The organism is Streptomyces sp. GL_140 (assembly GCF_057834465.1).
Window position 1 is genome coordinate 4,698,497 of sequence record NZ_CM174404.1, and the last position, 17,519, is coordinate 4,716,015.

A 17,519-nucleotide genomic window follows, 5' to 3' on the forward strand; every position below is an offset into this window, starting at 1 on the left:
ATGCGCACGGGCCCTGCTCTTTGCTTTCAGCCCCGCCCGGGGGCACCCCCAGCGGTAGCTGGGGGAGTTTGAGGCGCGGGGTCTGGGGCGGAGCCCAGGGAACGAGCGAAGGGCGGGGCGGGGACAAGCCCCGCGCCACGGGGAACGGGCCCGGGCCGCGCCCCGGAAGGTGGGTCTGGGGTCACACCGGACCTTGTCCACAGGCCACCGCACCGGCCAAGCGCAGCGGATAGGCTGGGCGGATGACGCGAGCCGAGCAGCCAACGGTCGTGACCGCCACCACCGCCACCGCCCAGACCACCCCTGACACCCCCGCTCCCACCTACGACGAAGCCCTCGCCGCGGACTCCCGCGAGCGCGCGGTGCGCGCGCTGCTGCGCACTCCCCGGCTGCGCCGTCTGTGGAGCGCCCAGCTGGTCAGCGGCATCGGTGATGCCCTGGCCCTGCTGGTCCTGGTGCTGCTCGCCTTCCAGGCGGCGGTCGAGCAGGATGCCTTCGGCGGTGGATACACCGGCTGGGCCCTGGCCGTCGCCGCCGTCTTCGGCGTCCGGATGCTGGCCACCGTCCTGTTCGGCGCCGCCCTCCTCGGCCCGCTGGCCAAGCTCACCGCCCCCGGCGGCAAGCTGGACCGCCGCTGGACGATGATCGGCGCCGACGGCCTGCGGCTCGGCCTCTTCGTCGTCGCCCCGCTGTGGCTCGACTGGATTCCGGAGCACGCGCTGATCGCGCTGCTCGCCACCGTCTTCGTCTCGGGAGCCGCCGAGCGGCTGTGGGCACTGGCCAAGGACAGCGCCGCGCCCGCGCTGCTGCCGGCTCCGCCGCCCGAGGGCGCGACCGTCCGGCCGCTGCCGGACCATCTCGACACCCTGCGCCGGCTGAACCTTCGGACCTCCTTCGCCGCCATGCCCGTCGCCGCGGCCCTGCTGCTCGCCGCGACCCTGATCGGCAAGGCCCTCGGCCTCGGCATCGGCTGGTTCGCCGAGAACCAGGCCGCGCTGGGTTCGTACGTGGCCTCCGGCCTCTTCGCCGCCTCCGTGTCGCTGCTGCTTCCGCTGGTGCTGCCCGACGCGAAGACCCCGCGTCCGCGGTCCCCGCTGGAGGGCCTGCGCGCCCCCAAGGCGGGGGACCGGCCCGAGAAGGGGCGTACGGGAGCCATCCCGCTGCTCGTCCTCGCCTGCGCTGCCGTCGCCGGAGCGATCGCCTCGGCCGCTGCCGTGGCCGTCCTGCACGCTGCCGACCTGGGTGGCGGAGCGGCCGCGTTCTCGCTGGTCGTACTGGCCCTGCTCGGCGGCACCGGCCTCGGCATCCGCGCCACCCAGGCCGGGAAGGTGCTGCCCGCGCTGTCCCGGCGCCGGCTGCTGGCGCTGGCCATCGCGGTGACCGGGCTCGCGCTGCTGCTGACCGGGCTCGTCCCGGACACCGCGACCGTGCTGTTCCTGTCGCTGCTCGCCGGCAGCGCCGCGGGCGTCGCCGCCAACACCGGGCACACCCTGCTGGACCAGGAGACCGAGGAGTTCCGCCAGGCCCGGGTCACCGAGCACCTCCAGGCCGTCGTCCGGGTGGCCGTGGCCGCCGGGGCCGTCGCCGCCCCGCTACTGGCCGCAGGCATCGGTCCGCACCGGCTGGCCAGCGGCGAGGTCGTGTTCGCGCACGGCGGCGCCGCCTTCACGCTGATGCTGGTCGGCGCCCTGCTGCTGCCCGTCGCCGTGGTCGTCCTGGCCAAGGCCGACGACCGCAGCGGCGTACCGCTGCGCCGCGACCTGCGCGAGGCGCTGCGCGGCGGGGAGCCGGTGCAGGCCGCGTCCGACGCCGGGTTCTTCATCGCCCTGGAGGGCGGCGACGGAGCCGGCAAGTCCACCCAGGTGCAGGCGCTGGCCGACTGGATACGGGACAAGGGGCACGAGGTCGTCGTCACGCGCGAGCCCGGGGCCACCCCCGTCGGCAAGCGGCTGCGCTCGATCCTGCTGGACGTGTCCTCCGCCGGACTGTCGAACCGCGCCGAGGCCCTGCTGTACGCGGCCGACCGCGCCGAGCACGTGGACACCGTCGTACGGCCCGCACTGGAGCGCGGCGCGGTCGTCATCACCGACCGCTACGTCGACTCCTCGGTGGCCTACCAGGGCGCCGGCCGCGATCTGTCCCCGACCGAGATCGCCCGTATCTCGCGCTGGGCCACGGACGGCCTCGTACCGAATCTGACCGTGCTGCTCGACGTGTCGCCGGAGGCGGCCCGGGAGCGGTTCACGGAGGCGCCGGACCGGCTGGAGTCGGAGCCGGCGGAGTTCCACCAGCGGGTGCGCGCCGGATTCCTGACGCTGGCCGCGGCCGACCCCGGGCGGTACCTGGTGGTGGACGCGGGCCAGGACCCGGAGTCCGTCAGCACCGTCGTGCGCCACCGCCTGGACCGGATGCTCCCGCTCTCGGAGGCCGAGGTGGCCGCGCAGGCGGAGGCACGTCGGCGTGCCGACGAGGACGCCAGGCGCAAGGCCGAGGAAGAGGCGGCGCGCAAGGCGGAAGAGGCCCGGCTGCTGGCCGAGGAGGAGGCCCGCAAGGCCCGCGAGGCCGAGGAGGCCCGGGTCGCGGCGGAAGCCGAGGCCGCGCGCCTGGAGCGCGAGGCCCGACTGCGCGCCGAGGGGGAGGCCCGGGAGCGGGCCGAGGCCGAGCGGCTGCGACTGGAGGCCGAGGAGAAGGCCCGCGCTGCCGAGCAGGAACGACTGCGCAAGCAGGAGGAAGAGGAGTCGCGGCTGCGTGCCGAGGCGGAGGAGCGCCGGCTGGAGAAGCAGCGGCGTGCCGAGGAGGCCCTGCTGAAGGCCGAGGAGGCCCGGCGGCTGGCCGAGGCCTCGGCGGCCCAGATGGCGGCCAAGGCCGCTGCGGCAGCCGCAGCCGCAGCCGCAGCCGTGGCGCCGGCGGCGCCCGTCGCGCCCGCGACCAAGGTGGGCATGCGCAAGGAACCGCACCCGGACGAGGCCCTGACGGTCGAGACCCCGGTGGTCAAGCGGGTCGTGCAGCCGGACGACGTCACCCAGACGGTCCCGGTTCCGAAGATCGACCCGGCCGCGGAGACCTCGGTGCTGCCGCCGGTCCGCGCGACGGGCCCGGCCGACGAGACGGCCGTACTGCCAGCCGTCCGCCCGGCGGGTATGACGAGTACCGGTACGGGTACTGGCACGGGCGTGGGTACGGGCGCCGGTCCGGCGGCCGCGCGGCCGACCCGGGCCGCGCACTCCGCGTCCAGGCCCACGGCCCAGCGACCCGTAGAGAACCCGGCCGACCGGGTGCCGCCGGGGATCTTCCGGGACGCGGGCAACGACGCGACCCGTGAGCTGCCCCAGCTCGGTGAGGACGGGCGGCCCCGCCGGGCGCGCTCGGACTGGGCGGAGGAGACCCCGCTGGACGATCTGCCGACGCTGGCGGACGAGCTGCTGGGCCCGCGCCGCGACGACGAGGACGAGGAAGGCCGCGGTCCGCGCCGCCGCTGACGGGTGTCGGCGGGGGACCGTCGGTAGGGATTGTCAGCGGGGGGCGCCACACTGGGTGAGCAGTAGGCGCGGACGGTAGTCGAGGGAAAGGCGGTGGGCGGGATGCCCGTATGGGACGACCTGGTGGGACAGGAGCGGGTCCAGACGCAGCTGGCCGCCGCCGCCCGCGACGCCGACGGCCTGGTCACCGCCATCGAGGCGGGGACGGAGCCGCCGGCCTCCTCGAAGATGACGCACGCCTGGCTGTTCACCGGACCGCCCGGCTCCGGGCGGTCCACCGCCGCCCGCGCCTTCGCGGCAGCGCTCCAGTGCACCAGCCCGGACCGGGCCCTGAGCGGCGAGCCGGGCTGCGGGTTCTGCGACGGCTGCCACACCACCGTGATCGGTACGCACGCCGATGTGGAGATCGTCCGCACCGATCAGCTGTCCATCGGCGTGAAGGACACGCGGGCCCTGGTCCGCCGGGCACAGCTCTCCCCGGCCGTCGGGCGCTGGCAGGTCATCGTCCTGGAGGACGCCGACCGGCTCACGGAGGGTGCGGGCAACGTCCTGCTCAAGGCCGTCGAAGAGCCCGCGCCGCGGACCGTGTGGCTGCTGTGCGCGCCTTCGCTGGAGGACGTGCTGCCCACCATCCGCTCCCGCTGCCGCCACCTGACGCTGCGCACCCCGCCGGTGTCCGCCGTAGCCGAGGTGCTGGTGCGGCGCGACGGCATCGAGCCGAGCGTGGCGCAGGCCGCGGCGCGCGCGACCCAGGGCCACATCGGCCGGGCCCGTCGTCTCGCCACCGACGAGGCTGCCCGCTCCCGGCGGGCCACCGTGCTGAAACTGCCGATGCGCGTCGATGACGTGGGCGGCTGCCTCAAGGCCGCCCAGGAGCTGGTGGACGCCGCCGCCGAGGACGCCAAGCAGGTCGCGGAAGAGGTGGACACCAAGGAGACCGAGGAGCTGAAGTCCGCGCTCGGCGCCGGAGCCGGTACGAGCGGGCGGATGCCGCGCGGCACGGCAGGCGTGATGAAGGAGCTCGAGGACCGCCAGAAGCGCCGCCGCACCCGCACCCAGCGCGACAGCCTCGACCTGGCCCTGACCGACCTCACCGGCTTCTACCGTGACGTGCTGGCCCTGCAGCTCGGCTCCTCGCTGGCCATCGCGAACGAAGAGATACGGCATGACCTCGACCGCATCGCCCGGGAGTCGGGCCCCGAGCGCACCTTGCGGCGCATCGAGGCGATCATCGCGTGCCGACGGGCGCTGGACCGCAATGTGGCCCCGCTGCTCGCGGTGGAGGCCATGACCATGTCCCTGCGCGCGGGCTGACCCGGCCCGCCCTGCCGGACCAGCCGGCCGGGACAACCCACTCCGCACGGCGCCAACCCCTGCCGGCGGATTCACCCGTTCGAGCGGTCCGCGGGGCGTCTCCGGGACGTCGCAGGTCAGTGCGGGACGCCAGGCCGCCCCCGGGCGGCGGTCCGCCGCCCGGCGCGCGGCTCGCGGCACCCGCTAGGTCCGCAGGCCGTAGGCTCCTGGGATGGACACCAGTCGCCTGCTGCGCACCACCGGGACCGTGATCGCCGCCGCGGGGCTGTTGCTCTCCGGATGCACCTCGGGCGGTTCGGGGGGACCGAAGGCCGCCGCGTCCTCCCGCGGTGATTCCGCCGCGCCCTCGGCCCCCTCGGCCGCGACCCCGGCCGCGCTGCGCTCGTACTACGACCAGAAGCTGAGCTGGCGCGACTGCGGTGTCCCCGGCTTCGACTGCACCACCATGAAGGCCCCGCTGGACTACGACCACCCCGAGGCCGGCGACGTCGACATCGCGGTGGCCCGACACAAGGCCACCGGCCCCGGCAAGCGGCTCGGCTCGCTGCTGGTCAACCCCGGCGGTCCGGGCGGCTCCGGCATCGGATACCTCCAGGCCTACGCCGGCATCAGCTACCCGGCGCAGGTCCGCGCCGCCTACGACATGGTCTCCTTCGACCCGCGCGGCGTGGACCGCAGCAGCCCCGTGGAGTGCCTGACCGGCCCGGCCATGGACAAGTACACGCAGGTGGACCAGACCCCGGACAACGCGGCGGAGCGCGCCCAGCTCGTGGCCGCCTTCAAGGAGTTCGCGGCCGCCTGCCAGGCCCACTCGCAGCGGGTCCTGCCGCACGTCTCGACCGTGGACGTCGCCCGCGACATGGACGTACTGCGCGCGGCGCTGGGCGACGAGAAGCTGAACTACGTCGGCGCCTCGTACGGAACCTTCCTCGGGGCGACGTACGCGGACCTCTACCCGAGCCGCGCCGGCCGACTGGTCCTGGACGGGGCGATGGACCCGTCCCGCCCCGCGCTCGAACTGAACCGGGACCAGACCGAGGGCTTCGAGACCGCTTTCCGCGCCTTCGCGGCGGACTGCGCGAAGCATTCCGACTGCCCGCTCGGCCAGGGCAGCCCGGACGCGGTGGCGCAACGCCTGAAGGATTTCTTCCGCAAGGTCGACGCCCAGCCGGTCCCCACCACCGACCGGGCCCGTCCCGCCCTCGGCGAGGCCTTGGCGACGACCGGGGTCATCGCGGCCCTCTACGACGAGAACGCCTGGCCGCAGCTGCGCGAGGCCCTGACGGCCGCGATCAACGGCGACGGCAACGGCCTCCTCGCGCTCGCCGACAGCTACTACGAGCGCGAGCCGGACGGCAAGTACGCCAACCTCATGTCCGCGAACGCCGCGGTGAACTGCCTGGACCAGCCCCCGGCCTTCGACGGCCCCGAGGCGGTCGACAAGGCCCTGCCCTCCTTCGAGAAGGCCTCCCCGGTCTTCGGCGCGGGCCTCGCCTGGGCCTCGCTGAACTGCACGTACTGGCCGGTCAAGGCCACCGGCACGGCCCGCGACCTGAACGCCAAGGGCGCCCCGCCGATCGTGGTGGTCGGCACCACCCGCGACCCGGCGACCCCGTACAAGTGGGCCCAGGCCCTGGCGGACCAGCTCGATTCGGGCGTCCTGCTCACGTACGACGGGGACGGCCACACCGCCTACGGCCGCGGCAGCGACTGCATCGACTCGACGATCAACCGCTACCTCCTGGAGGGCACCCCTCCGACGGCCGGCAAGAAGTGCTGACCCACCCCCCGGAGGCCGGTTCGGGGCACCCCGTTTAACCCTGTAGACTTGGCGCCGCTGCTGATGAGAGCCTCCTCCCAAGGAAATTCTTGTCTTCCCAGCGGTGCCGCCTTAGCTCAGCTGGCCAGAGCAACGCACTCGTAATGCGTAGGTCTCGGGTTCGAATCCCGAAGGCGGCTCTGTAGAACCCCCAGGACTCACTCGCCGTGACCTGGGGGTTTTGCTATTTCCCAGGTGTGTCGGCGCGTGCGGGGGCTGGAGCCCGGGACCCCTTGCGTCAGCGGAGGTGCCCCTGACCTTCGCTTCTCCGCCTTGTTCGCCTTGGCAGTGCGCGGCCGCTCTGTGGCAGGTGGGGTGGGTCAGTGGCCCGTCACGACAAAGCGGAGGTAGCGACGCAGGCCGAAGGTGCGTCGGTGCTCCGCGCCGGCTGTGGCGAGCTGGGTGGCCAGCAGGTCGTGCGTGGTGGTGGCGCCGGCGAGTTGGGCGTGGCGTTGGAGCAGTACCGCGCGCTGGTGCTGGGTGGTCGCCTGGTGCTGCTGCTTCTCCTTGTTGGCCTGTTGTAGGCGTGTGGTGATGCGTTGCTGGAGTTGGTCGCGCTTGCGTCGGGCTGCGCCATCGGCCTGCGTGACCTCCGCCTCGTATTTCTTCTTCTGCGCGGCGAACTGCTGGCGGATCGCGGCCCGTTCCTGGGCGCCCACACTGGTGGGAGCGGACGTCCGGGCCCGCTGCTCCAGCGAGGACCTCCAGCTTTCGAGCGTGGTGGCCCGGACCTCGCCGATCCCGGTGACCTTGACCTGCTGGCCGTTGGAACGGATGAGATACGCGTCCCGGTTTCCGTACCTGCTGCCCTGTACGTACCGGACCCCGGTGAAGTCGGCGGCGGTGCGGATACCGGCGGCGATCAGGGCCGTGACCGTCCCGCTGCCCATGTTGGAGAGCTTCTTGACGTCCTGGATGGGGGTCCGGCGGAGTCTGTCCTGGACATGCGTCTTGACCGTCGACGCCAACGCGGCGTCCAGTTGCTTCTGCTCCCTGGCAGCCAGTCCGCTCAGCTTGGTCCTGAGGCTGCCGGTCTCCTTGTTGAGCGCGACGGTGATCCGCGACCCCTCATCACGCAGCTCGGCCTGGAGGCTCTTGATCTGCCCGCTGATCTGGGTGTCCCGGCTCGCGCCGGCCGCATTCAGGGCTTCGATCTCCTGGTGGATCTTCTGGGCCGCGGCCACGGAGTCCGCCAATGCGCCCACCTGCTGTTGGAGCACCCGCATCCGGGCCTTCGAGGCCTGGGCCTCGGGGTGGGAGCGCCGAGTGGCGTGGAGGGCGCCGCCGGACAGGAGCAGAGCCCCCAGCTGGGCGGCGGCCATGTAGCCGGTCGGCAGCACGCTGATGGCGGTCAGCGCGGCAGGTGCGGCAGATCCGGTCAGGGCGAAGACACCGGAGAGGATGTCCGCGGGGCGCCGGCGTGCGAAGACCGTACCGGCGGCCTTGCCCGTACCCCCGCTGCTTGCCGCAGGCGTGCTCTGCGGCTGCTGCGGAATGTGCCCCGCCAGCCAGGAGGGGGCCCCGCCCTGCTGGGTCGCCGCGGGGGCCGGGCGCGGGGCCGGGATCGGGGTCGAGGTCGGGGTCGAGGTCGGGGTCGGGGTCGGGATCGCCCCGGCCGTGGACAGCGGGGGAAGGGTGCGGGCGGCCGCGGTGAGGTGTCCGTGCGTCTGCGCGGCCAGTGCTCGAAGGCCGGGGTCCGCATGGGTCAGCAGCAGGCTCCAGGCCAGTGAGGACCGTGGTTCCTTGAAGTCATCCTCTTTCAGGATCAGGAACTCACCCTGATCGTCGTGCAGTTGGTCCCAGATGGTGGGATCGGTGGCGGTCGCGACGAGGCTGAGGTGGATGACCCATGCCGAGAAGCGGTCCATCGCGGGACCGAAATCCGCGCTCGTGCGGGTCGGGGACTGGTAGTTGCGGTGACCGTTCTCCGTGGCGCCTTGCCCCTTGAGCGCGGGCACGTACATCCCGTCGTAGTCGACGAGGCGGAGGGTGCCGTCGGCGGCGACCAGGAGATTGCCGTGCTGGAGGTCGCCGTGGGCGACGCCGAGCTTCTCCAGGTCGGCGACCAGTGCCGCGAACCGCTCGGAGGCCTTGAACACGGCGGGTGCGTCCCGGACGTTCCGGTCGATCCACGTGATCAGGCTGGTGCCCTCCACCCAGGCCATCTTCAGGACCGGGTACCACTCACCGGCGACGAGGACGCCCCTGGGCAGGTACTCGATGCCGACCGGCCACGGCTGGGACAGTTTGGCAGGCCTGAGGTTGGCGAGCTGCCTGCTGATGGCCTGATAGCGGGCCTCCAGCGTGCTGCTGTCGCGAGTGAAGCACTTCAGCGCGTACCGCTGTCCGCCCGGGGCGGTGACGGAGAAGACGCTGGCGAAGTTTCCCGAGATCGCCTTCGGTCCGAGTACGGGGCTCTGCTGGACCGTTCCGTGCCTGAGGTCCGGGTCCTCGAAACACAGAGTGGGGTTCTGGAGTGCTTCCACGTAGTTCGCGCCGGTCGGGAATTTCCGTCCGGCGGCAGGTCCGCCCGTCCGGGAGACAGCCATTACCCCTCCGTCTTCACCCGCATGCGAATGAGGGCCACGTCGTCGTTGCGCATGCGGGACCTGTCGCGCTCGCTCTGGACCCACTCCGCGAAGGTCTCGTCCCCCAGGTCGGCAAGCTTCCCGAGCTGCTTGCCGGTTCCGCCCGAATCGATTTCGGAGCGGGAGAGCAGCCATGCGGCCAGCGCGTCGGTCGCCAGCAGCAGCTCGTCGTCCGCGCGCAGTTCACCGGTCGCGGTCGACGCACGGTCGGTGATCAGCGCGGCATCCCGGTTGCGGCTGCCCAGTAGTTGGGGGGTGATGCCGAAGCCGCCGCCGTCCGCGATGGGGAACGAGGTGATCAGCCGGCCCTCGCGGAGGTGGAGGAGACAACTGTCGCCGAGAGCGAAGGCGTGCCAGGTCCGGTGCCGCGCAACCTCGGGGTCTTCCGGATCCGCCGATGCTGCCCGGATGTGGACGGCCGCCAGCGTGGCGAAGGCCCCTTTGTCCAGGCCCGGTTGCTCGTACCAGGTGATGGGCCGGCCGCGGGCCACTCGCTCTGCCTGGTACTCCGCGATGTATCCGTCCCACTGGCCGACGGTGCGAGCCAGGAGATCCTCGACGAAGGACTCGGACCTGCTGTCCTCCCCATCGCCGCGCCGGCCGTCGGCAGCTGCCATCGACGCTACGGCGCCGTGTACCAGCTGCCTGGCCCACGCCCCGGCGAGCAGACTCTCCGAAGCCCCGTCCGACACCGCGGCGAAGAGTGAACTCGCGTCGGGCGACAGAGAGACGGCGATGGCGTCCTCACACTCCTCCGGCGAGCTGCCCGTCTTGGGTACGAGGAAGCGTTGGACGTCGAGGGGCGCGGTCTGTGTGCCCATGCTGCTCAGCGCAGTTCCGTGGCGCGCGTACCGATGTCGAGGAACTCGACGATCGAGGTGATGTCGGCGTTGTAGACGAAGCCGCGGGTGGCTTCGCTGACCCGATGCCCCTGCGAAGCGGCGTAGGAGCGCATGTGGCTGGGCAGCACGCTCGACATGTGGAAGAGCAGCCGGGAGTAGGTGTCGGGGAGTTCACCCTCGCTGTCGGGGAACGTGATGGGAGTCCCACCGGCCCCGGAGACGTGCAGGTTGAAGAGGAGCACCGACCCGTCGGCGGTGGCGTGCGAGGCGAGCCCGATGGCCGCACTCGTGGGATCGCCGTCAGTGGACTCGCCGTCGGTCAGGTTGAGGACGATGGGCGGGAATCCACCCGGGTGCTCGTCGACCCAGCGGGCGACCAGGGAGTCGGCGTAGCCGAGGGCACGCGTCATGGGGGTGCCGCCGCTGGTGACCGGGTCCATCCAGACGGGGAACTGCACGGTCGTCTCGACGAGGCCACCGGCGCCGTCCGGCACCTTCTTCGTACGGCTCTCCAGGCGGGCGGGGTTGTTCGCGATCTCGCTCAGCGGTACGAGGTCACGCCCGGCGAGCGAGCCGGTGAAGGCGGAGCCGACTTGGGTGTGGCCGTAGCCGATCACCGCGACGTGGAAGTAGTCGCGGACGCCCTCTTCCTTTGCGCACTTGACCGACAGCTCGGTCAGCAGCCGGTTGATGGCGTCCGATACTACCTTGGCGCGTTGTTGGACCATCTCGCCGCTACCGATGGGATCGCTCATCGAGGCGGACTGGTCCACGAGGAAGATGAAGCAGCCGGGATTGGTGCGGCTGATTTCGGCGGTGTACGGCATCTCGGCGACCCGGCTCCTCTTGCGCGACGGGGGACCGAGCGCCACGACATTGGACGCGCGAGAACCTGACCCCCCAGGGAGGTCGATCGTAGCGGCACCGTGCTGCTCAGTGAGGGGAATCGGAGGGGAGCGGTCGGCCGCCGTCAGTCGCCGGGTCGGCCCGAAGCGCGCACGCCGGCCGTTCCCTGCTCTCAGCGGGAGGCCCCGGGCTTGCGTGGGCGGCGCGGATATACAGGGGGGATATAGGGGTTGCGGTATTCGGCGTCTATCCGGCGTAGATCGACGATTGGGAGAGTTTCACTCATCAGCCCCTCGAGTGAACGGTGACTCAAGTGAAGCTCTCCTTCCAGTCCCTGATCGTCCGCACCGCCGCCGCCGTTGCCGCCGCCGGATGCGCCGCCGCGCTGGCCGGTGTGCTCGCCGTGGGTTCGGCGGACGTGGAGGTCCGGGCGGATGGGGCGACCGGTGGGACGACGGCGCCGGTCGTCCCCGGTACGACGGTGAACCCCGGTGGTGGCCAGAGCCCCACCGAGTGGAACAGCAAGGGCTGAGCCTTCGGTCAGCCCTCCAGGGCTGCCATCAGTTCCTTCGCCTGCGCGGCATCGGGGAGGCCCAGCCGCGTGAAGACCGCGTACGCCTGACGGGCCCGCGGCAGGGCCGCCTCCTGGTCGCCGAGGTCGCGGAGGGTGCGGCCCATGGCCAGCAAGGAATGGCCCTGATCGCGTTCGGCGCCCAGCTCCTCGCACAGGAACAGCGCCCGCCCCGCCTGGATCAGTGCCTCGTCGGCCCGGCCCATGGCCCGCAGCGTGTCCGAGAGACGGAACCGGGCCTGCGCCTCCTGGCCCCTGATGCTCGCCACCGCGCACACGTCCAGGCAGCGCGTGTAGCTGGAGACGGCGTCCGCATGACGGCCCAACTCGTGCAGGGCCAGGCCCTGTACGCACAGGGCGTACGCGATGCCGTGGTGGTCGGACACCGCTTGCAGTGCCACGAGTGCTTCTTCGCAGACCAGCAGGGCCTCTTCCGCGCGACCGCTGCGCAGGCGCGCTTGCGCCGCGTTCAGCATGGTCGCCAGTTCGCCCGAGCGCTGGCCCAGCTCCCTGGCCAGGCCGATCGCCTGGTCGTAGTAGCGCACCGCGTCCTCGTAGCGGTGCTGGAACTGTGCGATCAGGCCCCGGTCGTTGAGGGTTTGGCGGAGGATGACCGTGTCTCCGGCCCGCTGGCAGGCTTCGGCCGCGAGGCGGGACTGCTCCTCGGCCTCCTCCAGTCGGGTGTTCTGCAGTGCGGCGTTGCCGCACACGAACCGGGCCCGGCCCGCGGCGTGGTCGTCGCCCCGCAGCGCCGCCGCTTCGGCCACCGTGCGCGCAGCCGCGGCGAGTTGGCCGTAGGGGATATCCTTGCCGAACGGGCTGAGCGCGATGACCAGGTCGGTGGCCGCGCGCAGGATCCGCGGGTCGCTGCCAACCGGGGCGCGGGCGGCCAGCATCACCGCGTTGGCGACGCAGTCGAACTCCGTGGTCACCCAGGCCCGGGCGTCGGCCAGGTCCGTCAGCAGCGGACCGGGGACGGGGCTCGCGGCGAGGAAGACGCCCACCGGGTCGCCCGGCACCATCTGCTGGAACGCCGAGCAGCCGCCGGCCAGCAGGAAGTCCAGGAACCGGGCCAGCGCCAGGGTGCCCGCACCGGCGTCCTCGCCGAGCTGCAGGGCGAAGGCCCTGACCAGGTTGTGGTAGCGGTAGCGGCCGGGTACGGGCGCCTCCAGCATGGCGGCGTCGACCAGTGATTCGAGCAGGTCCTCGGCGTCGTCCTCGTCGAGGTCGAGCGCCGCCGCCGCGGCGGCCAGCCCGATGCCCGGCTGGGTCATCGGGGCGAGCAGCCGGAAGGCGCGCGCCTGCTCCTCGGTCAGCTGGTGGTAGCCGAGTTCGAAGGCGGCGGCCACGGCCAGGTCCCCGGCGCGCAGTTCGCCGATGCGGCGGCGCTCATCGGCCAGCCTGCCGGTCATGGTCTCGACCTTCCACCGCGGACGGGCGGAGAGCCGCGCGGCCACGATGCGCACGGCGAGCGGAAGGTGCCCGCAGGCGGTGACCAGCTCGACCGCGGCCTCCGGTTCCTCCGCGACGCGGTGCTCGCCGACGATCGCCGTGAGCAGGGCTATCGCCTCACCGGTGGCGAAGACGTCCAGGTCGGCCTGGGCGGAGGTGGAGAGGCCGACCAGCCTGGCCCGGCTGGTGATGATCACCGCGCACTCGGCGGAGCCCGGCAGCAGCGGCCTGACCTGCGCGGGGTCCCTGGCGTTGTCGAGCAGGAGCAGGATGCGGCGGCCGTCGAGCAGGGAGCGGAAGAGCCGGGCGCGGTCCTCCGTCGCGTTGGGGAGGCCGTGCCCGGGGACGCCGAGGGCGGTGAGGAGGCTGCCCAGTACCGTCCCGGGGTCGGCCGGATCCAGTCCGTTGCCTCGTAGATCGGCGTAGAGCTGGCCGTCGGCGAAGTCCTGCTTGGCCCGGTGGGCGACCCGGAGCGCCAGCGTGGTCTTGCCGATGCCGCCCATGCCGGTGACCGAGGCAACCGGGAGAGAGGTGCGTTCGGGGTTGGTGAGCACCTGGCACAGCCGTTGTACCGCGTCCGAGCGGCCCGTGAAATCGGGTGTGTCGGCGGGCAGCTGGGCGGGCCTGAGAGGGGCCGGCGGGGCGGTGGGCGCCGGGGTGGCGGCGGTGTCCTCCGGTTCCCGGGCTTCGGCCCGCGCGGGGGCGGTGGCGCGCCCCTTGGCGGGGACGGACAGCAGCGGGTCGCCGCCCAGCACCCGTTCGTGCAGGGCGGTCAGCTCGGGGCCCGGATCGACGCCGAGCTCCTCGGCCAGGACGTGGCGGGCGCGGGTGAACACCGCCAGTGCGTCGGCTTGCCGCCCCGACGCGTACAGGGCGCGCATCAGGAACCCGTACGGCCGCTCCTGCAGCGGGTGTTCCTGCGTGTATGCGGTGAGGTCCGGGATGACGAAGGTGTGCCGGCCCTGTCCGAGGTCGTGCTCGAAGCGCTCCTCGATCAGCCCCAGACGCATTTCGGTGAGCCTGGAGCGCTGCTGTTCGGCGAACGGTCCGGGGACCCCGGCCAGGGGCTCGCCCTGCCAGAGGTCGACGGCCTCGGTCAGCAGCCGCCCGCACTCGTCGTCCTCGCCGGCCGCGCGGGCCTGCGCGGCGTCGGCCGCGAGCTTCTCCGCGCGGTGCACGTCCAGGGCGAGCGGCGGGATGTGCAGTTGGTAGCCGTCCCGCAGCGACACCAGGATCTTGGGGGCGGCGCGGTCCTCCTCCAGGGTCTGCCGCAGCCGCCACGCGTAGGTGCGCAGGCTCGCCAGGGCGGAGTCCGGGGCCTCATCGCCCCAGATCGCGGCGATGAGGTCGTGGGCGGACGCCGCCCGTCCGGAGCGCAGCAGCAGGGCGGTGAGCAGCGCCTGCTGCTGCGGAGACCGGGTGGCGAGAACGGTCTCGCCCCGATGTGCGCGCACGGCTCCGAGCACGCTGAACCGGATCTCCGCCCCCATGGCCCCTGCTTTCTCTCGCCGCACCGGCGGTGGCGCCTGTGGAACGGTCCGGTCTGACCGTTCCGGCGTCGTGACGACCGGAAGTCGATTGTCACATGGGGAGAAATTATGAAGAGAGCGTGACGAATTCCGGACACAGGGAGATCTGCAACGTGACTGACTCATGTCTTGACAGGGAAGTCGGGAATGTTTGTGCTCTTTATGGCCTTTTTAGGCTATTCATCAATCAATACCACCCGCACCACATACGGGAGGATGCGCACGGCCCACGGATCGTGGTCGAGGAGGACGGCGACCGGCGTCCGGCCCAGAGCCCGCAGTGCATCCGCTGGGCGCGCCCAGCGGATGGCGCCGCCACCCATGCCCCTGCCGGCCTCCGTGCCCCCGCCGAAATCCCCGGCCGCCGCCGGTGCCTCCCGATCCGCCGTGATCTCCGCGATGGCCGGAAGCCGCGCGGGCGCGCGACCGGACGGCGCCTCGGTGTCCGAGAGCCGGGCGGCCAGCGCGCGCTCGGCCGCGGTGCGCAGGGCCGCGGCGGGCGTGGCGCCCGTCGCGAGGACCGTGGCGGGGCCGGTACGGACCGCACAGGCGGGGACGGACAGCAGTCCGGACAGGTCGTGGGCGACCGTCTCGCCCGCCTCGCGCAGGATCCCCAGCAGCCGGGTGCCCCGCTCGTCCGTCTCGCAGGCCCGCAGGTCGAGCCGGGGCACGCGCGTCGCGGGGTCCGCCAGCCGCAGCGCGAGCAGCGCCTCGACCTGCTGGGCGAGCCCGGACTCCAGCGCGTCCAACCAGGTGAGACCGGCCGCCGTACCGACCGGGGGCCGTGAGGGCGGCTCGCGATCCGGTGCGGGGAAGACCTCCCCGGCCGGGACCCGGCGCAGCGCCCCGGTGACCAGGTCCAGTCCCCAGGCGACGGGCTCGCCGGCGGGCCGTGCGAGGCGGCGCCGGTCGATCGAGAGCATGCCGTAGCGGGCGAGACCGGTGAGCACCGCCGCCAGCCGGGCCGATTCCGGGACCCCGGCGGCCCGTAGGCCGAACGCGGCGGGGAGCCGGGTGCGATGGTCCGCCGCCACGTCGATCCGGCGGAGCAGTTCGGCGGCGTCGACGGCCGCGCCGCCCTCGCGCGCGAGGAAGGCGGCGCGGGCCGCGGCCTCGGTGTGCGCGGGGGCGGGTGTGGCGGTCGGGCATGTGTCGTCACTCGGCCGCGTCAGCATGCGGTGGCTCCAAATCTCGGCGGGCGGAAGGACCTCCTGGGTCACATCAAAGGCGAGGGGGATACCCGCGGGATCCACGCCGGATATCCCTCGGCTCTACGGCTCTACGGCTCTACGGCTCTACGGCTCCACGGCCCTACGCCGCTTCGTGGGAGCGGGGAGTCGTGGCGATGGCGACGGCCGCCGCGTATCCGGGCGGGACGGCGACGTCCGACAGCGTCCAGCCGGGCACGTGACCCGGCCAGGGTCCGGCTCCGACGTAGTTCTCGGCGGCCGGGACGCCCAGTCCCGTGCCGGTCCCCTTGAGGTAGGCCTCCTTGCGGCACCAGCAGCGTGCGAAGGCCGCCGGCCGGTCGGCTGCCGCCGTCCCGGACAGCTCCACCCGCTCCCGGGGGTGCAGGACGGGGCTGATCTCGTCGGTGACGGCCAGGTCGACCAGGCGCTCGACATCGACCCCGACCGGTGTCGCGGCGAAGGCGAACAGCACGAGCTCGCCGCTGTGCGCGAGCGAGAAGTGCAGGTCGGCGCCGGGCACGTAGGGGCGGCCGTGCGGTCCGACGCACAACGGGCAGGGTTCCCTGCCGAAGACGACGGCGGCCGGATCCCTCCCCAGGTAGCCGCCGAGCAGCCGCCGCAGGCCGATGTGGGCAGTGGCGTAGAGATCCCGGTCGTCGGGCTTGCGGTACGTGGCGTAGCGGGTGCGTTCGGCGGCGTCGAGCATCGCGTACCCGTCGGCGATCGACGCGCGGTGCTCGGCGAGCTGCAGCTGCCACAGTTCCGGGCCCGTGCCCGGCGGGGTGAGCACGGCCGGGAGCGGTGCGGTGCCCAGGGTGCGCGGGACGAGCGGTGTGAGTGGTGTGAGCTGCGTGAACGGGGTGGGCGCGGTGCGCGGTCCATGTCCTGGGGCATGGTCTCGCAGAAGCATTACGGACATCAGGCCTCGCGGTCGGTACACGGGTGCAGGGCACGGATCGGAATCAACGGTGGATCGGGCGCGGCCCGGGCCGGGGGCTCGGGCCAGGGGTCGGCTGGGGCGCGGCTCAGGCGGCGCGGTCGCGGATTTCGAGCGTGCAGCACTTCACGCTGCCGCCGCCCTTGAGGAGCTCGGACAGGTCCATCCCGATCGGCTGGAAGCCGCGCTCGCGCAGCTGCTCCATGACACCGGTGGCCGCCTCCGGCAGGACCACGTGGAAGCCGTCGCTGACCGCGTTGAGGCCGAACACCTCGGCGTCGGCCTCGGACACCAGGATCGCGTCGGGGAACAGGCGTCGCAGGACGGCCCGGCTGCCCGGCGAGAAGGCCTCCGGGTAGTACATGATCTCGTCGCCGTCGAGCACGGTCAGCGCGGTGTCGAGGTGGTAGAAGCGCGGGTCCACCAGCTCCAGGCCGACCACGGGCCGCCCGAACAGCTCCTGCGCCTCGGCGTGCCCGTCGGGGACGCTGCGGAACCCCTTGCCGGCCAGCAGCCAGCTCGTGGTGGTGAGGAAGTCGCCCTCGCCCTCGTTCACGTGGACCGGGCTGTGCGTCACCTGGTAGCCGCGCTCGCGGAACCACTCCAGGTACGCGGGGCCCTCGGCGGCCCGCTCCTCGTTGCGGAACCGGGCTCCGAGCACCTTGCCGTCCACCACGGTCGCGCCGTTCGCCGCGTACACCATGTCGGGGAGGCCGGGCAGCGGGTCGATCAGGTCGATCTGGTAGCCCAACTCCTCGTACAGCGCCCGCAGTCGCTCCCACTGGGCGACGGCCAGGCCGGAGTCCACCGGCTTCGCCGGATCCATCCACGGGTTGATCGAGTACGTCACGTCGAAGTAGGTCGGGCGGCACATCAGGTAGCGGCGCGGACTGGGGGTCCGGACCTGCGTCGACTGGCTCATGGTGCTCCTTCGGTGAGAACGAGGGGTGAA

General features: G+C 72.7%; 11 protein-coding genes and 1 tRNA gene. 5 read left to right on the forward strand and 7 right to left on the reverse strand.

The window, feature by feature from the left end:
- Positions 1 to 242: 242 nt before the first annotated feature.
- The 4 genes from tmk to AC3IYJ_RS21910 all read left to right on the forward strand — a co-directional run bounded on the left by tmk (position 243) and on the right by AC3IYJ_RS21910 (position 6,752).
- Positions 243 to 3,479, forward strand: a complete 3,237-nt coding sequence (gene tmk / locus AC3IYJ_RS21895) for a dTMP kinase (RefSeq protein ID WP_489396476.1) — start codon at positions 243 to 245, stop codon at positions 3,477 to 3,479.
- A 102-nt stretch (positions 3,480 to 3,581) separates the two neighbouring features.
- A complete protein-coding gene (locus AC3IYJ_RS21900; RefSeq protein WP_489396477.1) occupies positions 3,582 to 4,793 on the forward strand; it encodes a DNA polymerase III subunit delta' in 1,212 nt (403 codons plus the stop codon).
- A 211-nt stretch (positions 4,794 to 5,004) separates the two neighbouring features.
- Entirely contained in the window at positions 5,005 to 6,573 is a 1,569-nt protein-coding gene (locus AC3IYJ_RS21905; protein WP_489396478.1) for an alpha/beta hydrolase, read from the forward strand.
- 105 nt (positions 6,574 to 6,678) lie between these two features.
- Positions 6,679 to 6,752, forward strand: a tRNA-Thr gene (locus AC3IYJ_RS21910).
- 180 nt (positions 6,753 to 6,932) lie between these two features.
- On the opposite strand, the gene AC3IYJ_RS21915 is transcribed toward AC3IYJ_RS21910, so the two are convergent.
- From AC3IYJ_RS21915 to AC3IYJ_RS21925, 3 genes are read right to left on the reverse strand one after another with little or no spacing between them, the layout of a single operon-like run.
- The gene (locus AC3IYJ_RS21915; RefSeq protein ID WP_489396479.1) at positions 6,933 to 9,161 is read right to left on the reverse strand and encodes a hypothetical protein; all 2,229 of its coding nucleotides are present in this window, start codon (positions 9,159 to 9,161) and stop codon (positions 6,933 to 6,935) included.
- A complete protein-coding gene (locus tag AC3IYJ_RS21920) occupies positions 9,161 to 10,021 on the reverse strand; it encodes a hypothetical protein (protein ID WP_489396480.1) in 861 nt (286 codons plus the stop codon). Before AC3IYJ_RS21920 ends, AC3IYJ_RS21915 begins: the two co-directional genes overlap by 1 nt.
- 5 nt (positions 10,022 to 10,026) lie before the next feature.
- Positions 10,027 to 10,869: a vWA domain-containing protein gene (locus AC3IYJ_RS21925; RefSeq protein ID WP_489396481.1), complete on the reverse strand. Its 843-nt coding sequence runs from the start codon at positions 10,867 to 10,869 to the stop codon at positions 10,027 to 10,029.
- A gap of 332 nt (positions 10,870 to 11,201) precedes the next feature.
- Between AC3IYJ_RS21925 and AC3IYJ_RS21930 the strand changes: the two genes are divergently transcribed.
- Complete coding sequence (locus tag AC3IYJ_RS21930; RefSeq protein ID WP_489396482.1) at positions 11,202 to 11,420, forward strand: hypothetical protein; 219 nt, start codon at positions 11,202 to 11,204, stop codon at positions 11,418 to 11,420.
- An 8-nt stretch (positions 11,421 to 11,428) separates the two neighbouring features.
- Here AC3IYJ_RS21930 and AC3IYJ_RS21935 read toward each other — a convergent pair whose 3' ends face one another.
- The 4 genes from AC3IYJ_RS21935 to ddaH all read right to left on the reverse strand — a co-directional run bounded on the left by AC3IYJ_RS21935 (position 11,429) and on the right by ddaH (position 17,489).
- The gene (locus tag AC3IYJ_RS21935) at positions 11,429 to 14,401 is read right to left on the reverse strand and encodes an AfsR/SARP family transcriptional regulator (RefSeq protein WP_489396483.1); all 2,973 of its coding nucleotides are present in this window, start codon (positions 14,399 to 14,401) and stop codon (positions 11,429 to 11,431) included.
- A 215-nt stretch (positions 14,402 to 14,616) separates the two neighbouring features.
- Positions 14,617 to 15,615 carry a hypothetical protein gene (locus tag AC3IYJ_RS21940; protein WP_489396484.1) on the reverse strand — a complete coding sequence of 333 codons (999 nt, stop codon included), beginning with the start codon at positions 15,613 to 15,615 and terminating at the stop codon, positions 14,617 to 14,619.
- 136 nt (positions 15,616 to 15,751) lie between these two features.
- Positions 15,752 to 16,540, reverse strand: a complete 789-nt coding sequence (locus AC3IYJ_RS21945) for a 4'-phosphopantetheinyl transferase family protein (RefSeq protein WP_489396485.1) — start codon at positions 16,538 to 16,540, stop codon at positions 15,752 to 15,754.
- A gap of 115 nt (positions 16,541 to 16,655) precedes the next feature.
- The gene (ddaH, locus tag AC3IYJ_RS21950; protein ID WP_489396486.1) at positions 16,656 to 17,489 is read right to left on the reverse strand and encodes a dimethylargininase; all 834 of its coding nucleotides are present in this window, start codon (positions 17,487 to 17,489) and stop codon (positions 16,656 to 16,658) included.
- Positions 17,490 to 17,519 lie beyond the last annotated feature (30 nt).